The organism is Olsenella sp. HMSC062G07 (assembly GCF_001811895.1).
GTDB lineage: Bacteria > Actinomycetota > Coriobacteriia > Coriobacteriales > Atopobiaceae > Olsenella_F > Olsenella_F massiliensis.
Genome location: NZ_KV806951.1, coordinates 912989 through 929050, shown reverse-complemented (window position 1 = coordinate 929050; position 16062 = coordinate 912989). Strand labels below are relative to the sequence as shown.

Annotated in this window: 21 protein-coding genes and 1 tRNA gene; 16 read left to right on the top strand and 6 right to left on the bottom strand. The window is 57.8% G+C overall.

Going from position 1 to position 16062, the window contains the following annotated elements; genetic code table 11:
* The first annotated feature begins 39 nt into the window (after positions 1-39).
* From deoC to HMPREF2826_RS07295, 5 genes are all read left to right on the top strand, one after another.
* Positions 40-771: a deoxyribose-phosphate aldolase gene (gene deoC / locus HMPREF2826_RS07315; protein WP_070640591.1), complete on the top strand. Its 732-nt coding sequence runs from the start codon at positions 40-42 to the stop codon at positions 769-771.
* Between the two features lie 196 nt (positions 772-967).
* A tRNA-Pro gene (locus tag HMPREF2826_RS07310) sits at positions 968-1044 on the top strand.
* 254 nt (positions 1045-1298) lie between these two features.
* Positions 1299-1745, top strand: coding sequence for a hypothetical protein (locus tag HMPREF2826_RS07305; RefSeq protein ID WP_070640590.1), 447 nt, complete (start codon positions 1299-1301; stop codon positions 1743-1745).
* A 209-nt stretch (positions 1746-1954) separates the two neighbouring features.
* Positions 1955-2185, top strand: coding sequence for a hypothetical protein (locus tag HMPREF2826_RS07300; protein WP_070640589.1), 231 nt, complete (start codon positions 1955-1957; stop codon positions 2183-2185).
* Between the two features lie 149 nt (positions 2186-2334).
* Positions 2335-2823, top strand: coding sequence for a helix-turn-helix domain-containing protein (locus tag HMPREF2826_RS07295; protein ID WP_070640588.1), 489 nt, complete (start codon positions 2335-2337; stop codon positions 2821-2823).
* A 44-nt stretch (positions 2824-2867) separates the two neighbouring features.
* On the opposite strand, the gene HMPREF2826_RS07290 is transcribed toward HMPREF2826_RS07295, so the two are convergent.
* Entirely contained in the window at positions 2868-3161 is a 294-nt protein-coding gene (locus HMPREF2826_RS07290; protein ID WP_148138357.1) for a hypothetical protein, read from the bottom strand.
* Positions 3162-3520: 359 nt separating this feature from the next.
* On the bottom strand, positions 3521-4309 hold the full coding sequence (locus HMPREF2826_RS07285; protein ID WP_210388985.1) for a DeoR/GlpR family DNA-binding transcription regulator: 789 nt from the start codon (positions 4307-4309) through the stop codon (positions 3521-3523).
* Positions 4310-4514: 205 nt separating this feature from the next.
* Between HMPREF2826_RS07285 and HMPREF2826_RS07280 the strand changes: the two genes are divergently transcribed.
* Genes HMPREF2826_RS07280 through HMPREF2826_RS09130 form a run of 6 tightly spaced genes read left to right on the top strand, consistent with a single transcriptional unit; the run spans position 4515 to position 8835 of the window.
* Positions 4515-5231 carry a class II aldolase/adducin family protein gene (locus tag HMPREF2826_RS07280; RefSeq protein WP_083307328.1) on the top strand — a complete coding sequence of 239 codons (717 nt, stop codon included), beginning with the start codon at positions 4515-4517 and terminating at the stop codon, positions 5229-5231.
* Between the two features lie 53 nt (positions 5232-5284).
* Positions 5285-5737: a PTS sugar transporter subunit IIA gene (locus tag HMPREF2826_RS07275; RefSeq protein ID WP_070640582.1), complete on the top strand. Its 453-nt coding sequence runs from the start codon at positions 5285-5287 to the stop codon at positions 5735-5737.
* 46 nt (positions 5738-5783) lie between these two features.
* The gene (locus tag HMPREF2826_RS07270; protein WP_070640580.1) at positions 5784-6086 is read left to right on the top strand and encodes a PTS sugar transporter subunit IIB; all 303 of its coding nucleotides are present in this window, start codon (positions 5784-5786) and stop codon (positions 6084-6086) included.
* Positions 6087-6133: 47 nt separating this feature from the next.
* Positions 6134-7558: a PTS transporter subunit IIC gene (locus tag HMPREF2826_RS07265; RefSeq protein ID WP_070640577.1), complete on the top strand. Its 1425-nt coding sequence runs from the start codon at positions 6134-6136 to the stop codon at positions 7556-7558.
* A gap of 38 nt (positions 7559-7596) precedes the next feature.
* Positions 7597-8268: a class II aldolase/adducin family protein gene (locus tag HMPREF2826_RS07260; protein WP_070640576.1), complete on the top strand. Its 672-nt coding sequence runs from the start codon at positions 7597-7599 to the stop codon at positions 8266-8268.
* 21 nt (positions 8269-8289) lie between these two features.
* Positions 8290-8835, top strand: coding sequence for a YcxB family protein (locus HMPREF2826_RS09130; RefSeq protein ID WP_168163991.1), 546 nt, complete (start codon positions 8290-8292; stop codon positions 8833-8835).
* Positions 8836-9646: 811 nt separating this feature from the next.
* On the opposite strand, the gene HMPREF2826_RS09790 is transcribed toward HMPREF2826_RS09130, so the two are convergent.
* From HMPREF2826_RS09790 to HMPREF2826_RS07250, 4 genes are all read right to left on the bottom strand, one after another.
* Positions 9647-9808 carry an MGMT family protein gene (locus HMPREF2826_RS09790; RefSeq protein ID WP_083307326.1) on the bottom strand — a complete coding sequence of 54 codons (162 nt, stop codon included), beginning with the start codon at positions 9806-9808 and terminating at the stop codon, positions 9647-9649.
* A 118-nt stretch (positions 9809-9926) separates the two neighbouring features.
* Positions 9927-10322 (bottom strand): hypothetical protein, encoded by a 396-nt coding sequence (locus HMPREF2826_RS09300; protein ID WP_148138356.1) that lies wholly within the window; start codon positions 10320-10322, stop codon positions 9927-9929.
* A 227-nt stretch (positions 10323-10549) separates the two neighbouring features.
* Positions 10550-10714 carry a hypothetical protein gene (locus HMPREF2826_RS09440; protein WP_168163989.1) on the bottom strand — a complete coding sequence of 55 codons (165 nt, stop codon included), beginning with the start codon at positions 10712-10714 and terminating at the stop codon, positions 10550-10552.
* A 115-nt stretch (positions 10715-10829) separates the two neighbouring features.
* Positions 10830-12068 (bottom strand): CHAD domain-containing protein, encoded by a 1239-nt coding sequence (locus tag HMPREF2826_RS07250; RefSeq protein ID WP_070640572.1) that lies wholly within the window; start codon positions 12066-12068, stop codon positions 10830-10832.
* 298 nt (positions 12069-12366) lie between these two features.
* Between HMPREF2826_RS07250 and HMPREF2826_RS07245 the strand changes: the two genes are divergently transcribed.
* From HMPREF2826_RS07245 to HMPREF2826_RS07225, 5 genes are all read left to right on the top strand, one after another.
* Entirely contained in the window at positions 12367-12918 is a 552-nt protein-coding gene (locus HMPREF2826_RS07245) for an RNA polymerase sigma factor (RefSeq protein WP_070640570.1), read from the top strand.
* Positions 12899-13999, top strand: a complete 1101-nt coding sequence (locus tag HMPREF2826_RS07240; RefSeq protein ID WP_070640568.1) for a DUF4179 domain-containing protein — start codon at positions 12899-12901, stop codon at positions 13997-13999. Before HMPREF2826_RS07245 ends, HMPREF2826_RS07240 begins: the two co-directional genes overlap by 20 nt.
* Positions 14000-14131: 132 nt before the next feature.
* Entirely contained in the window at positions 14132-14455 is a 324-nt protein-coding gene (locus tag HMPREF2826_RS07235; RefSeq protein ID WP_070640566.1) for an MGMT family protein, read from the top strand.
* Positions 14456-14710: 255 nt separating this feature from the next.
* Positions 14711-15211, top strand: a complete 501-nt coding sequence (locus HMPREF2826_RS07230; protein WP_070640564.1) for an acyl-CoA thioesterase — start codon at positions 14711-14713, stop codon at positions 15209-15211.
* A gap of 142 nt (positions 15212-15353) precedes the next feature.
* Positions 15354-16062 (top strand): RICIN domain-containing protein (locus HMPREF2826_RS07225; protein ID WP_210388984.1); only part of this gene is annotated, 709 nt, incomplete at its 3' end.

The window sequence follows — 16062 nt, the reverse complement described above, 5'->3', positions numbered from 1 at the left end:
CCATAGGAGTGCCCTTGCGGGGGCAGAAAGGGGAGCACCATGAAGCCGACGAAGAAGGCAGCCGAGATGACCGTCCGCGAGCTCGCTCGCTACATCGACCAGTCAGTCCTCAAGCCCGAGTTCACCGTCGACGACATCAGGCGCTACTCCCAGGAGGGCATCGACTTCGGCTGCGCCACCATCTGCATCAACCCCTCGAGCCTGCCCATCGTCGCGCCCATGGTAAAGGGCACCGACACGGGCCTCTGCGTCGTCTGCGACTTCCCCTTCGGCCTCTCCACGACCGAGTCAAAGGTCAGGCAGGCCGAGACCTACTGCTCCCAGTACCAGATCGAGGACCTCGACATCGTCGCCAACTACGGGCGCCTGCGCTCCGGCGAGCTGGACTACGTCACCGCCGACATCAGGGCCGTCGTCGAGGCCTGCCACAAGCACGGCACGAAGGTGAAGGTCATCATCGAGACCGACGCGCTCACCCTGGAGCAGGTGGCCGCCGGCACCCGCTGCGCCGTGGCCGCCGGCGCCGACTTCATCAAGTCGTCCACCGGCTTCTTCACCGGCGGCGAGCAGCGCGGGGCAACGACCGAGGTCATCCGGACCATGATGGACGCCGGCGAGGGCAAGATCGCCGTCAAGGGCTCCGGCTGCATCCGCACTCGCGAGCACTTCCTCGAGCTCATCGACATGGGCATTGACCGCATGGGCGTGGGCTTCCGCTCCACCCCCGTCGTGCTCGACTGTACCGTCGAGGACGCCAGGAAGCTCGACTAGGTTCCATGTTGCCAAGACGACGGGACCTTTGGGCATGCTGAAGGGCGGAGACGTTCGATGGCGTACCGCGTGTGGACGCCTGCGAGCTGTAGGGGAGGGCATCGTGACACGTCAGGGGTGAGAAGAAATTTCTTCTTGCCACTGGCGGTATTGAGTGTTAGATTATGTACTCGCGCACCAGCACGGTGGGCAACGGCGGGTGGTGGCGCAGCTTGGTAGCGCACTTGACTGGGGGTCAAGGGGTCGCTGGTTCGAATCCAGTCCACCCGACCAGAAACTGCAGGTGGGACGGGTTTTACCCGTCCCACTTTTTGTTTGAAGAGGTTGTCGCTCCGCTAAGGTCCGCTAAGCCATAGCGCCAATCGACATAAATGCATAAAAATATGCACTCTCGCCGCTTGCCTACTAATTGCTACCGTCTACAGCTGCCAACTTAATTTTTCTCTTATGTAATTAACTTGCTATAAAATCAATTATATGCTATGTGACATAGGTTTTCTACCGTAGAGAGAAGAGTAGGAGACGACATGCGCAAGATAATTAAGGGGAGGCTTTACGACACAGACACGGCGGAGCCGCTCACCGAGACCATCAAGTCGGGAGGCATCGACAACGTTTCGCGATGCGAGGAGAGGCTCTACCGCAAGCGGACCGGCGAATTCTTCCTGTGCGGATGGAGCGGGCCTTTGGGGCGCTATTCGAAGCCATGCGGCGAGAGCGGCTTTGGCAGCATGCAGGGAAGCGGGATCATCCCCCTCACGCAGGAGGCCGCGCGCGAGTGGGGCGAGTACAACCTCGACACGGAGGACTACAAAAAGATTTGGGGCACCCCGCCGGAGGACGAGATGCGTCAGATAGGTGTGCAGGTGAGCGAGGCCACCTACCGCGCCATAAAGCGCGAGGCCGCCGACCTCGGCATTACGATGGGCGCCGTCGTGGACCGTCTCGCGGAGGCACTCCCGTTTGCCGACTAGGAGTGGCCGCCCGACGCGCTCGTAGGAGCAAACCCCGCCTCGGCGGGGCATTTTTGCCGCTTTTTACCCTTTGCCTCATGACTTGTCGCTTACCGCCGAAAATGTGCCGCTCACGCTTGTTTACATATGTACTCTAGCATATGCTTTACTTACTAGGTAGTCTTATATACTATAAGTACATAGAAATTAAGCGATGAAGTGATCACACCATGAGCAGCATCGAGACAAGGACATATGCAAACGACGGCGGCATGACGATCTACCGTCTGGAGAACGGGGAGACGGTCTGGGACAGCCGGTACACGAGCCTTGAGGACGCCACCTATGCAGCGCAAGACTTCATCGGCCTTGCCACTCAGTGCATGGACCCCATCGAGGAGGGCTGGCCCGGTGAGCAGCTTGACGAAGCCGTCGAGCTTGGCACCCCCATCGCCACCTAACTGCACGACGCCAGGACGGGAGACACCGACTGCACCAAGCCCGAGAGGGCGACCACGGCATACGAGAAGGCCTTCGCGAGGGCGATTTACGAGACCGCAAAACGGAAACGGGGGCGGGGCTGCCTCGACCCCCACATGACTGGAGGCATATGGAGGGCGGCAGGGCGAGGCGCGGCGGGGAGAGCTTCGAGCGCCAGAAGAGGGAGCGCCCGAAGGCGGAGTTTCGCGCCTTGCGTGAGACGGTCGGCATGACGCAGGGGTTCCTCGCAAGCGTCCTCATGGTGGGCGACAGGAGCGTGCGCAGGTGGGAGGGGCCGGACGACAGGTACTACCCGCCAGACGACGCCTGGGACCTCGTTGACGCCGCGCTCAGGCGGCAGAGGCGCGTCGTGGCGCTCGCCCTCGCGAGGGTGGACGAGACGGCGAGGGAGCGGGGAGGCTACCCCGACGTGGTCACGCTCACGTACTGGCCAAGCGACGAGCAGCACGTGGCGGGCAGCCGCGTCCCCGACGGCGGAGACTGGCGCATGGCGAACGCGAACAGCCGCCTGATAGCCTTCGCGCTCAGGCGTCGCGGCGTCCGCGTCGCGTGGTCGGACGGCCCCACGGCGCCCGGTCAGGAGCGCATCGAGGCATAAGAAAAGCCCCCGCGCCAAAAGACGCGGGGGGCATCTCTCACGGTCTACTTTGTCGATACGCTCAGCTCGATGCTGGCGCGCCTGGCCGCGACGGCGTCAGAGACCGCCTTGGCCACGGCTTCTGGGTCGGCGCCCCTCGTCGCCGCAAGGGTCTTCACGGCCTCGGTAAGCACGGCCACCTCGATCACGAGCCTGCCGCAGTAGGTGTCTATGTAGCGTATGCGCTCGGCCAAGCCCGCGCCGCTCGTCTCAACAAGGCGAAAGTCTGCCTGCATGAGGCGCCCACCGGCCTCAACCACCATCTCGGCGCACCCGCTCAAGAAGACGAAAAACAACAAGAAACTTTATCTTTAGATCTACGAAAGCCATATCATCATATTTACTTGATAATAGAAGATGTTCTGCCAATTCAGCGTTGAAGCATGGAAAAGTCCAGCCAAGGCTGTCTTTTTTTGCTATCAAAACGCATGTGGAATCCTAAAGATCAATGGCGTTAAAAGCTAAACACGGACCTTTAGTGTGTGTAGATAAGATCGAGGTCTGGAAACACTTTTTTCTTTGCAGAAAGCCTGGTAGCAAGAGGTCAGATAGGCGCTGGAAGCATCATAAGGTGCAGGATGAAGGGTGGTCCATCTGTGGGGCGTAGCCGCGGATAGGTTGTTATTCTCTGTGTAGGAGATGCACGAGGTTTTGAGACTCAGACTTCGTCCGTATCGATCAGAAGGCAATCTGCCCTGTCCAGGCCTTCATGCCACCCTTTGCTCAGAGGCTCATCGGTGATTATCCCCGTCGCTTCCGTGAAGTCGCAGAGATGGACAAAGGACGTGTTATCGAACTTGGAATGGTCTGCGACAAAGTAGGTATGCTGCGAATGTTCGAGAACAATCCTTCTGACATCATTCCAACGGTCGGTGGAATCTGTGATGCCGCTGTTCAGGGATAGGGACCGGCAAGAGAGAAATGAAGTGTCGACGTAATAGCGCGCTATGGTCAGTTTTGCTATAGGTCCGTAAAAGGCCTTCTCCGTTAGGGAATAGTTGCCACCGATGCCAATGAGCTTTATGTTCGAACACTTTGCAAGCATGTTCAGAATCATCAGGTTGTTGGTCAGGACTGTAATTCGCATGTCCTGCAGAAGCTTCGCTATATAGAAGCAGGTCGTCGAGTTATCCAGGAAAATGGTGTCCCCGTTACTGATAAAACGCAGACAGCGCGCAGCGATGATTTTTTTGCTGTGGCGGTAGGCGGTCGTTCGGATATTGACATCTACAAGATTGTCAACACCCGTCTGGACATATGCTCCTCCATAGGAACGCCTGAGAGTCCCTTTGGATTCGAGGACCTTGAGATCTCTCCGGATGGTTTCGTCCGTCACCGAAAAGATCTGGGCAAGTTCCGTTACAGAAGCGCTCTTCTTTTCGCGAACGATCTCTGCAATTTTCTGACGTCTGACCGCACCAATCATTGTCCACCAGTCCGAGGGCATAGAGAATCACGTTAAGACATTAATTATGACTCTTTTTGCTTGTTCTTGTACTTCTTTTTATGAAAAATCCGTTCACCGAAAAATCAACAATATATGACACAAATCAAAAAGACTCTCACATAAACCAAAAAGATACGTGTAATATCAGGCAATGTGCTATGTGTTTCCTGTTGAAATCTGTTGATTTTGAGAGGCGGTGAATTCAATGAAACAGATATTCATGTCTGAAAAGGAGGCTCGTCAGGCAATTGTCGAAGTAGGAAGGCGCATGTATGGTCATGGCTATGTCGTCACTAACGACGGTAACATTTCCGTCCGGATTTCTCGATCGGAGATAGTTGTTACGCCGACTGGTGTTTCCAAGGGATTCATGACGCCAGAGATGATGGTGAAGATGAATCTAGATGGTGAAGTGCTTGATGCAAAGGGCACAAAGCCTTCCAGCGAAGTGAAAATGCATCTGCGTGTCTACGCAGAAGACGACAATGTGACGGCGGTTGTCCATGCGCACCCCATCTATGCGACGTCCTATGCAATTGCGGGCATTCCGCTGGATGAACCGATTTTATCTGAAGCGATGCTCCAAATAGGAGCTGTGCCTATTGCAAAATATGCAAAGCCCGGAACATATGATGTTCCGGATGGCATTGCGGCGTTCGTGAAGGGCTATGGGGCAGTACTTCTCTCGAACCATGGTGCCCTGACATGGGGGACGACGCTCGGTGAAGCATTTTCCCGCATGGAGGTGCTCGAGAACTATGCACATATCAGCTTTGTTGTAGGCCTGCTCGGTGGTGGACGAGGTCTTGATGCGGAACAGGTTGCCGGGCTGGCCGGAATCCGGAAAGAGATGGGTCTTGCGGCGATTTCCATGCCCGTGGGTCGGCAAGAAAAGGAAAACGGAGAAGACCTGATTCCGTAAACGTCACGGATTCTGCAGGTGCGCGCAACGAATGTGGTGAGGGGTATTTCGAAATGCTGTTGAGGAAAGAACTTGTCTATGTCAATCTCAAAGTTTTGTCAAGGGAGGACCTGCTTCGAAAGCTTGCAGGTGAATTTCTGGAAGTGGGGTTGGTCAAGCCGTCTTTTCCCCAGGCGATCCTTGACAGGGAGGCAGTGTATCCCACAGGACTTCCTGCTGTTGCGTTTGATATAGCCATTCCTCATTGTGCAGCTTCGAATGTCAACGAGACGTCTATGGCGGTGGCTACCCTGGAACATCCTGTGGAATTCCAGCAGATGGGGTCAGCAGATATAACGCTGCATCCTGAAGTCGTTTTCATGCTTGCCATCCAGGATCCCGGCAAGCAGCTGGAGATGCTCCAAAAGATCATGGGAATCATACAGGATCGCGGGCTGCTCGAAAAGATTCGCAGCTCGAAGAATGCCGATGAGCTGTATGGTTTGCTGTCGCCAAAGGTCAATTAAGGTCAGGCTGTCGGATGGATCGGCAAAAGCGAGGAAGGAAGCAATCATGCTCAAGAAAGTAAAGTTCCTGTCAGTGTGCGGTTCAGGTGTGGTGACCTCCCACATGATGGCCAATAAAATCGTCGATATGCTCTCTGATGAGGGCTATGACGCAGAAGCTGACGAATGCAACCCCTCTGAGCTCGATGGATATCTGATGCGCGCAAATTATGATTTCATTGCCAATTCGAGCCCCATTGGCGACGCGCATGGAGTGCCTGCATTCTCCGCAATGGGTCTCATTACGGGACTGGGAGACGAGGAGTTTTTGGAGCAGGTGCTTAATCTTCTTCAGCAAAAAGACAAGTAAGTGCTTTCGCTCGGGCAGCAAGCTTGGATATAACAGAAAGGGAAAGAATGGACGCATTCCTCAATGCCTTGAATCTGTTCTTCACGACATTCAAGGCTGCCGTTTTTGTTCCTGTATTCATTTTCATCATTGCCCTTGCCATGGGCGTAAAACCCAAGAAGGCCTTCTTCTCTGCACTGTCAGCTGGTGTAGGCCTTGAGGGCTTCTCGCTCGTTATCGGCACGTATAGCCCGATTCTCCAGCCTGTCGTCGACAACATGATCAATTCGGTTGGTATCAATCTTCCTGTCGTTGATCTTGGTTGGCAGACTACTTCCATCATTGCCTATTCTTATCAGGTTGGCATGATCTATATTGCAGTTGCAATTGCCCTGCAGGTCATTCTCTATCTTGTAAAATTCACGACCATTTTCCAGGCAGGAGACCTCTGGAACAACTACTCGTACTTTGCATGGGGTTCCTGCCTGTTTGTACTCACGGGTAATTTCTGGCTTGCAATGGCATGCATGGTCGTACAGCAGCTCTACACGCTGCTCTGCACCGAAATAATCGCTAAGCGTTGGTCTACCTACTACGGTTATCCTAACTGCTCCATTGCGTCTCTTCACACTGCAACCTGTGGTATTATCGCGGTCCCCCTAAATCTTCTTCTCGACAAGCTCGGCCTCTACAAGACCAATGCCGATCCCCAGACCCTTCGCCAGAAGCTCGGCTTCATCGGCGAGCCTATGACCCTTGGTCTATTCCTCGGGCTCCTGATTGGCGTCATTGGCGACTTCAATAAGTTGGGAGAGCTTGCTACTTGGGGAGAGATTACGACTTGCGGCATCGCCACGGCAGCTGTTATGGCAGTATTTCCGAAGGTATCCGGCATCTTTGCTGGATCTTTCTCAGCCATTACCGAAGCCGGCAAGAAGAAGATGAAGAAGGCCGGAGCCAGCAATCGTGAGTGGTATCTTGCCGTCAACGATGCTACGGGCTACGGTGAGGCCGCAACGCTGATCACCGGCATCCTGCTTATGCCGGTTACGCTGCTTGTCGCATTCATCCTGCCGGGCAATCTCACGCTCCCAATGCTCGATCTCGTTGCTATTCCGTATATCATCCAGCCTTTCGTTGCCTGCTCCAACGGAAACATTGTCAAGTCGTTCATCGGCGGCTTGGTTTTCATGATTATCGACCTGTACTGCTGCTCGTTGACAGGCGCTGCATTCACGCAGGTGGCAATCTCTACCGGCATTGATATTGGCTCCTATGGCATGATTACCTCCCTTGTCATCCTTGGACAGCCAGTCGGAGCCATCATCTTCCTGGCATTTCTCAGCCAGAGCCCCATTATGATTGCGATCGTGATTGCCATCTATGCCGTTTGCTACATTCTCGTTCACAAGAATATGGAATCCATTCATGGATTTATCGAGAACTCTGCAGTGAACCACCAGATTGGTGTTCCAACAGCGACGGCCGAATAGCGGTTTTCCGACGTTATCAAAGAAGGAGACTTGTTTCCATGCCTTCATCTAAAGATGTGAAGCCCGATCTTCAGGAGCTTGTTAGACTCTCGGGTGTCCGGATGATTGATTCTGGTCTTACTGTGGCAACATGGGGCAACATCAGCTGCTGCGACAGAGAGACGGGCCTGATGTATATCACGCCCAGCGGCATGAACTACCATGAGATAGTCTACGATGATATCAATGTATATGATCTAAAAGGCAACCTTGTCCAAGGCCATCGTCGTCCGTCTATCGAGCACGATATGCATCGCGGCATGTATAATGCGCGCCCCGAGATATCGGCTTGCGTACATACCCATCCCATTTTTTCAACCGTATTTTCGTCGATGGGGGAGAACATTCCCATTAACCTTCACGATGAAGCAGCGCAGGCGTTAGGTGATACCGTGCGCTGTGCGGACTACTGCCTTCCGGGGACGATCGATCTGGCAAGTGCTGTAGTGAGGGCCATGGGGGAAAAGGCAAATGCGTGCCTGCTCCGGAATCATGGAGCCGTGTGCATTGGTGAAGATATGGACGGTGCGTTCAAAGTTTCGACTGTCCTTGAAATGGTCGCGGAGATCTATTGGCGCATTCGCGCTACAGGCAGCACCTATATCCCCATATCTGATGAAAACGTCGCTGCGATGCAAATGTTTGTCAAGACTAAGTACGGCCAGTACTAGATTTGCATGGAGAGACAGGCCATGAAGTATACATATAAGTTCAAAATTGATGTGCCTACTTTTCGGAAGGCGCTGTATTTCAATGCCTTTGCTCGTAACCGTGCTCAGCTGGGATTTGTGGCCGCTGCATGGGCAGGAGCTGCAGTCCTTGCCGGTTTGGACCTATTTGGCAGGCTAGAGCTTACCAATGTTGTCCAGATTTGCTATATCGTGGTACTTCTCTCAATGCCGCTTCTTATCTTCTCATGCGAGCGCGGGTGGCGTGAATATCGGGATAGTGGGCTGCAAGAACGCGAACGAAGCGTTTCTGTCAGTGAGGACTGGGTGAAGTTTTGCATAAGCGGAGATGCAGATTCAGACAAGGTCGAGTGGCATAATATATCTGCTATTTTCGAACTTTTTGATGAGTTCGTCATCTACCGTGATGCCGATCAGATGGTTGTTCTCCCAAAATCAGTGATTAGTAATGAGGAAATGCTAGTTCTACGTAGCCTGTTCATCAGAAAGTTGGGAAGAAGCTATAAGCTGCGAGCTTCTGTACCTGAGGTAGCATGTATTAAAGCATGATGACGAACGGGGATTGATCCAATTTCGGAGCAGAGGGGCTGTATGCCTCTCTGCTTTTTGCTTATAACATTTTTACCTATGTCGTTGTCCTCTTGCCTGAGAAGTCCGGCTTACTGAGCTTGAGAAAGGTCCATGGTCTCGAAGTAGGTGGTGTTTCTCTGGAACCGGATGGCGGATTGAGCCATTGAGGGATGCGTTATTGGGTTGCTTTCCCATCAGTCGAGTATCTCTCGCTGCTCTTTTTGCAGAGCCTCCTGCCATGGTCTTCATCTCCCACGCGTCGAAATGCTCGCTGAGTTCATGAAGATCTACTGCATCCATTTCTGTTCTTAAGGGTCTAACTGGAACCGGAGCTGCGAAATCTATGCAAAAACCTCCAAGCATCTCGATAGTCCCTCATGTAATTCCAAAGACATATGGCCCGCATAGATCTTAAAACTTGCTGTCCATGACATTTACAGGGATTACGGGACGAGAACCAGAAATACGAGACAGGGAGCTGCTGCTTGCGACTGACAGTATGTTAATCCGGAGCACAGTTATTTTTGTCCCTCGGGCCTCCAAGCCCTCCAAGCCCTCCAAGCTGCTGACTCTCCAAGATGTCTAGGGTTCCGTTCCCAATGAAAGCGGCTTATAAGCTTTGCTGTCATATGGATGCTAAAAATTCGAACAATTCGGCGATTTCAAACATAACAAGTTGATCTGCCTGGCAATCAAAAATGTCCCCAGCGACAAGTGCGTGGCATGCAGGCTACCGCGTAATTCCTGGATTCTGCGAATTGTTTCATCCTCACGGATGCCTGGGACTCCTTCATAGTGCCCTCGAACTTAAGGCGATCTTTTCATCGATGCCGCTACTGAAGTTTGTCAGGTTGTCGTTGATTCCAATGACGCGGTGGCAGACAACAATGACGGGATAGATGTTGCGGATGATGGCACCTCCGACGACATGAGGAGACAAGCGCCTTCCTATCTTTTTTCATGATGTCCTTGGTTATGTCGCCGTGGGTCATTGTTTGCCGCAGGGAATAGCGAGCTGGACAGTGCGGACAGTTTTCCAGACTTGGTGCCGCATGGCGCAAAGGGGGCTCTCAGGGATCGGGACGCATGTCTACAAAATGGCGGTCAAGTCTGTCTCGCTCCTGCTGCAGAATGGCCAGATCGTTTTTGCTTTCCATCGTGCCGCCCAGGCCAAATCCGAAGCGGCATGCGCTGCCGACGATGGGGGTGGGGCATCCCCTGAAATACACAGGCCTTTCTTCCTGTTGGTCAGGCATGTCTTTGCGCCGTCCTTTTGGCGGCATCCGTCTTGGATCGTGCGTCTGTTCCTGCTCACGGCGTCTCTCGCCCGGAAGGATGCAGACGGAAATATCCGTCGCATTTCGTGTGCAGAGGATGTGCCATGGTGCAGAAGCCTGCCGCCAGTCGAGAAATATAGGATGCGGGATCTCAGCTGCTGTCATTATTATGGTGTCGGAAAGATACAATGTGAAAGCCTCTTCGTTACGCTCGTGAGTGCATCTGCATCCGTTATCGGCCGCACGAATAGGGGATGCTCGGAGATTTCTGGTGCAACGGGTGTCGGAAGGACACCCCTCTCTTGCTCATGATTTCAATCGCCGGACTGTTGTCGCGTTCGGACAGACCTTTAGTCTACCGACATGGGAGCCGCGCTCAAACACCCGAGATCCGAGATCTCCGGCATACTCCTCGCTCATTTGGCAAAGAAGAGTGCCCGGTACGCGCACGCTGCAAAGAGATAGGACTCCCGCGAGATGTACCGCATGGTCTTAACCTCGCTTGCGCGCTCGAACGTCATGCCCTTGCCCCTGAGAAACGCGATTTGCCTCCTCGGGGTGAGCTTCGACTTCTTGGTCATCCGTTAATCCACTATCTCCACCCTTGCGACGCGTTTCCCGGCCGCCTCGGCCCTAGTCGAGCCTCAGTCGGGGATGAGGGTGACGCCTCGCGCGTCCTGGACCACATCCAGGTGCTCATGCCCCTTCAAAGAGCCCCCTTGTCTCTCTCCACGTCTTTAGGCCTTCCATCAGCGTGTGCTCGTCGGCCGCCTGTCTCTCTGCCATGTGCTCGAGCTCCGCGCACCACGTCTGACCCGCGCTGCAAGACAGCCTCCCCAGCAGCTGCTGGTTGGTGCGGGCGTCGCAGAGCTCCCCCAGGCGCGTCTGGAGCTCCTTGAGCCGTGGCTCCATCCCCTCGAGGGACTCGGGGCATCCCAGGCTCTCGATGACGTACCGCAGCCGCTTTGCGGCTTTCCTGAGCTCATGTGTTGCCGTGACGTCCGCAAAGTCGTGGTCGTCGAGCCGCAGCTGGAGGTTGAGGGCCTCATTAAGACAGGTCTCGTCCCCCTGACGCGCCAGGGCGTCCTCGTCCAGCTCGAGCGCGCCGAGGGCTTCGCGCAGGGAGTCGAGCCTGGTGGGCAGCGTCCCGTCCACCATCGCGTCGAGAAACACCTCCATAGACGTCGCACGTCGCTGCGTCAGCCTCGTGACCAATGCCCGCGCCGCGTCCGTCGTCAGCTGCCCCACCTCTTCCGCCTCCTTCAGGCGCGCGCACAGCACGTCGGTCTCGCGCACGTCCGATAGGCTTCGTGCGAGGTCGCGCAAAATCTGGCGCGCCTGGCGGTTGGGAGCACGCCTTGTCCACGGTCGCATGAAGTCAAGCAGGGAGCGCAGGGTTCGTGCCCTCACCCGCACGTCATGAACGGACTCCCCGTCGCCGCCCTGAAGGAGGCGCAGGAGTGCCGCGCGAAGCGCTCGTTCCAGCTCGTCCAGGCGTCGTGTCGCTGACGTCCCGGCATGCTCGCGCGTCGCTGACGAGCGAAAGAGGTGCGTCCGCCCGCTCTCGTCGATGCTCCAGCGAACCTGAGAGGAGGGTGCGTTGCCATCCAGGTCGAGCAGCACGGCAATGCGGTCTGACCCTCCCGTCGAGCAGAGGCAGCGATACGTCTTTCTGAACAGCCTCCGCGGCTGTATGACGGCAAGCCGCCCTTCATAGCCCATGACAGCGGCGAGGACCTCCCCCAGGCCGGGGCCGGACGTAAGCCGCAGCCGTGAGCCGGGTGGTAGCAGGCCCTCGCCGGGCTCCGCCGCCGCGAGCCAGCGGGTCGGCAGGCCGCCCGCAAGCAGCGAGCAGCGCCTGAGCAGCTCTTCCGAAGAGATGGCATGCCCCGACGTCCGCCGTGGCTCTGTGAGGAACAAGACCCAATGGTCCATGGCGCAACCCCCCTGCACGGTCGTTTCGCATGGCCTCGGCCGTTCGCGCTTATGCCTCAAGTATCGCCCTAGGTCGGGCATCATTGGCGCGCATGCGGGGGAGAGGCGCGGCGGCGTCGGGGAAGGCGACACAGTCCCGGCTCGCGCGACGATCGCGTCGCAGGATGAGGGGCTGCGGGTGCATCTGCGAGTGACATCGGCGTTCTTGTCAGCTTTGGCGACGTGCATCGTGTCATACGTAGAGAGGGTCCCTACTCGGGTATGACGACGAAAAAGAGGGCATGTGCGCGGAGGAAGCATGTTCACACTGACGAGAGATTCCGCCCGACGGGGCCGATGGAAGCGAGGACGAGCCGAGCGGCTGGTGGAGGCCTATGCCGACCTCATTCTGCGCCTGAGCTACAGCTACCTGCGCTCCACGCAGGACGCGGAGGACATCTGCCAGACGGTGCTGCTTCGGCTTCTCATGACCGACCCGCCCATACGCGACGAGGAGCATGAGCGAGCCTGGGTCATTCGCACCACGGCAAACGCCTGCAAGGACGTCCTCAAGTCAGCTCGACATCGTCGAGTGGTGGCACTTGACGCTGTCGGCGAGGTCCAGGGCCCGGCGACGGACGACCCCGCCGAACTCGTGAGCGACGCGGGCGCGGAGGCGCTCGCCGCCGTTATGGAGCTGCCCGACGTCTACCGCGAGGCAGTGCACCTGCACTATGTGGAGGGATGCCCCATAAGGGAGGTCGCCCGACTTACGGACTCGACAGAGGCGGCCGTCGCCAAGCGTCTGAGCAGGGCGCGCAAGATGCTGCGTACAAGATTGGGGGAAGACCATGGCCGAGCCGATGGATGACTACAAGAGGCGGATGAAGGCGCTGTCGTTCTCTGACGAGGCAAAGGAGCGCCTGGTGACGAGGCTCGTCGAGGCGTCGACGCAACAACGGGTGGGGGAGGCGGACCACCGTCGGCGCCACATGGCGCTGAGGCCCGTTGCGGCAGCTGCCGTCCTTGTCGCGGCGTGTGCCCTCGGCGGGCTGGGCGTGGCATATGCCGGCGGCTCCCTCGTGAGCGTGTCGGACTTCTTCGGGGACGTCTTCCAGGGCGCCCCGGCACAGACTGACGTCGTCAACAAGGTGGGACGTCCCCTGGGCGCCGTCGCGCATGCGGACGGCATCAGCGTGAGCGCCGACGCCGTCATCGGTGACGGCAAGAACGTCGCCGTGGTGTACAGCATCACGCGCGACGACGGCAGGCCCCTGGTTGAAGCCGAGCGGGATGGCGACGCAATCGTCCCGCTCATGTTCTCGACGAGCGACCTGCGCATCGCGGGCGTCACGGGAAGCTACGGCAGCAGCTACTTCTATGACGCGGACCCTGCAGACCCCTCCGTGCAGTACGTGCAGCAGCTGTCGATGAGCGGAAGCTCAATCGTCGGCAAGACGGCTCACGTGACCTTGGCCGGCCTCTCTGCGACTGACGCCGCTTCGCAGCAGGCCACGCCCCTCTCGTCCGGCAGCTGGAACCTCAAGTTCGACATCAACTACGAAGACAGTGCACGGTCGCTGCCGGCGGGCGAAGACATCACGTTCAATGGGCTCTCTGCCACCGTGAGCGAGGCGTCCGTTTCGCCGATCGCGCTCAATCTGCGCTACGTCGTCCATGATGCAGCGGGCCTGCCCGCGGACGCGCCGAGCGGAAAGCTGCCCGCATACATGGAGGAGCGCACAAGGCAGCTCCTTGACCTGGGTACCATCACCATCACCATGGAAGACGGGAGCGTCGTCACAATCAAGGACAACGGCGGCGGCGTAGTCTCAGAGTCCCGCGACGGCGTGATCGAGGTCGAGAAGAGCGTCTTTCTGCCGCAGGGAATCGACGTCGGCCGGCTTGCCTTCGTCACGGTGGGCGGTGCGACCTTACCCGCAGGCGCATAGCTTCCCCGTCCGACCTCATCGCACGCTCAGAGGGCGTGGCTTGCGCGCTGCGTGTCGGTGGCTCACGATGGGCACGACAACAGGAGGGGCGCGGCGGAGGACGTCGCGCCCCGTGCAAAACGGGAGGCAGGCATGACGCGCGCCGACGGCGGATTCTTTGATAGATGCTATGGGGTGGTCCAACAGATACCGTGCGGACGGGTGGCAAGCTATGGGCAGGTGGCAGCGCTGATGGGTGAGCCGCGCAAGGCGCGCTTCGTGGGCTTTGCGCTCCATAGGAGCCCGGGTGTGGCAGCAGGCGTTCCCTGCCATCGTGTGGTCTTCAAGGACGGGATGCTGGCGCCGGGCTTTGCCTTTGGCGGTCCCGACGCCCAGAGAGATCTGCTCGAGCACGAGGGCGTGGCATTTTTACAGGACGGGCGCGTGGACATGGAGCACTGTCAGTGGCTCAGGTAAGTCTCAATTAAGTCTTAGGTAAGTCTGTATCATGTCGTAACCATATCATTCAAAAACTCTCAAGTAACTCGTAAGTCACCAGATATAAGGCCCTGTTTTTCACGCCGCACCCATACGACCCGATACCAACGCGATCCATCAGTCGTCGTACCACGTATCGCTTGTGAGCGACCCCGTGATCTTTAGGTAGGTGGGCCTCACGACATGCCGTAGACTGTGGGCGTCGGGTCCATGCAGTCGGAGAGGGGGCCGCGTATGGCCATGGAACATGAGGAGCGACGTCCCTGCAAGAGGCGGGAGGACTCCCTTACCGAGACGGTCCATGTGGTCATGCATGCCGACGCAAACCCCGGGGGGCGTATCTTTGGCGGCAGGCTCATGGAGTGGATAGACATGGTGGGGGGTATCTCCGCCATCAGGCACTGCGGCGGTTCCGTGACCACGGCCTGCGTGGACAACCTCAACTTCATGGCGCCCGCCTACGTGGGCGACATCGTCGTCATGCGCGCCTTCGTGACCTTCGTGGGCCGCAGCTCCTGTGAGGTGCGCGTCGAGACCAACGTCGAGAACGTGGCGACGGGGGAGCGTACGCTCATCAACACCGCCTACCTCACGGAGGTCCATGTGACGCACGAAGGCCTTGTGGCGCCCATACCCTTTGGGCTCGCGCTTGACGATCCCGACGTGCGCCGGGAGTGGGAGCTGGCCCTGCGCCGCCGGGAGATTCGGGGGATCCGCCGCTCGTCGGGCGTATAGGATCGCGGGGGCGTGGGGCGGGGGTGCCCGTCCATAGCGAACGGCTCGCACCGACTTCTTCTGTCACCGACCTCCCTGATATACGATGGTCGTGTCAGCCACTCTTCAGTTCTCAGCCACCATTCGAAGAAGGTCGTGCTCGATGATGTCCTCTCGTCTCGCCTCGCTCGGTGTCGCCGCGGCCCTCATGCTCGGGCTGCTCAGCGCCACCCCCGCCAACGCAGCTGACGTTGCGCCCACTCTTGCGCCGACGCCATCACAGGGGCAGCCCGTCGCCAGCGACACGCTCGGCGCCCCCACGAAGGACCTTGGCGAGCAGCCGGCCCTCCGGCCGGATGACCTGCCCGTCGAGACGCCCGCTCCGCAGGACTCAGGCGTCTCTTTTCCCGCAGTACCGCAGAACGACCCCGTCCCCCTGGAACAGCCCGTCCCTGCCGGCCCAACCGCCGACGAGCTGGCGTCACGCAACGTCGACGGGCGCCTCCTGGCGCCAGGCACCTACGCCGTCCACGCCCTGGGCAAGTCGCTCGACGTCGCCGGGGGCAGCGACGCGGACGGCGCCAACGTCCAGCTGTGGCGGGACAACGGCACCGCCGCTCAGCAATGGCAGGTGCTTGTCGATGCCAAGGGATACGTGACCTTGCGCAATGTCCGCTCGGGCAAATGCCTTGACGTTACCGGGGGGCGCGCCCGCGACGGCGCCAACGTCCAGCAGTACAACGGCAACGGAACCACCGCCCAGTCGTGGGTGATCGACAGGACGGATGCCGGCCTCGTGCTGCGCCCTGCGCTCGACTGCCGCCTGGCGCTCGATGTTGCCGGGGGCAGCGACGCGGACGGCGCCAACGTCC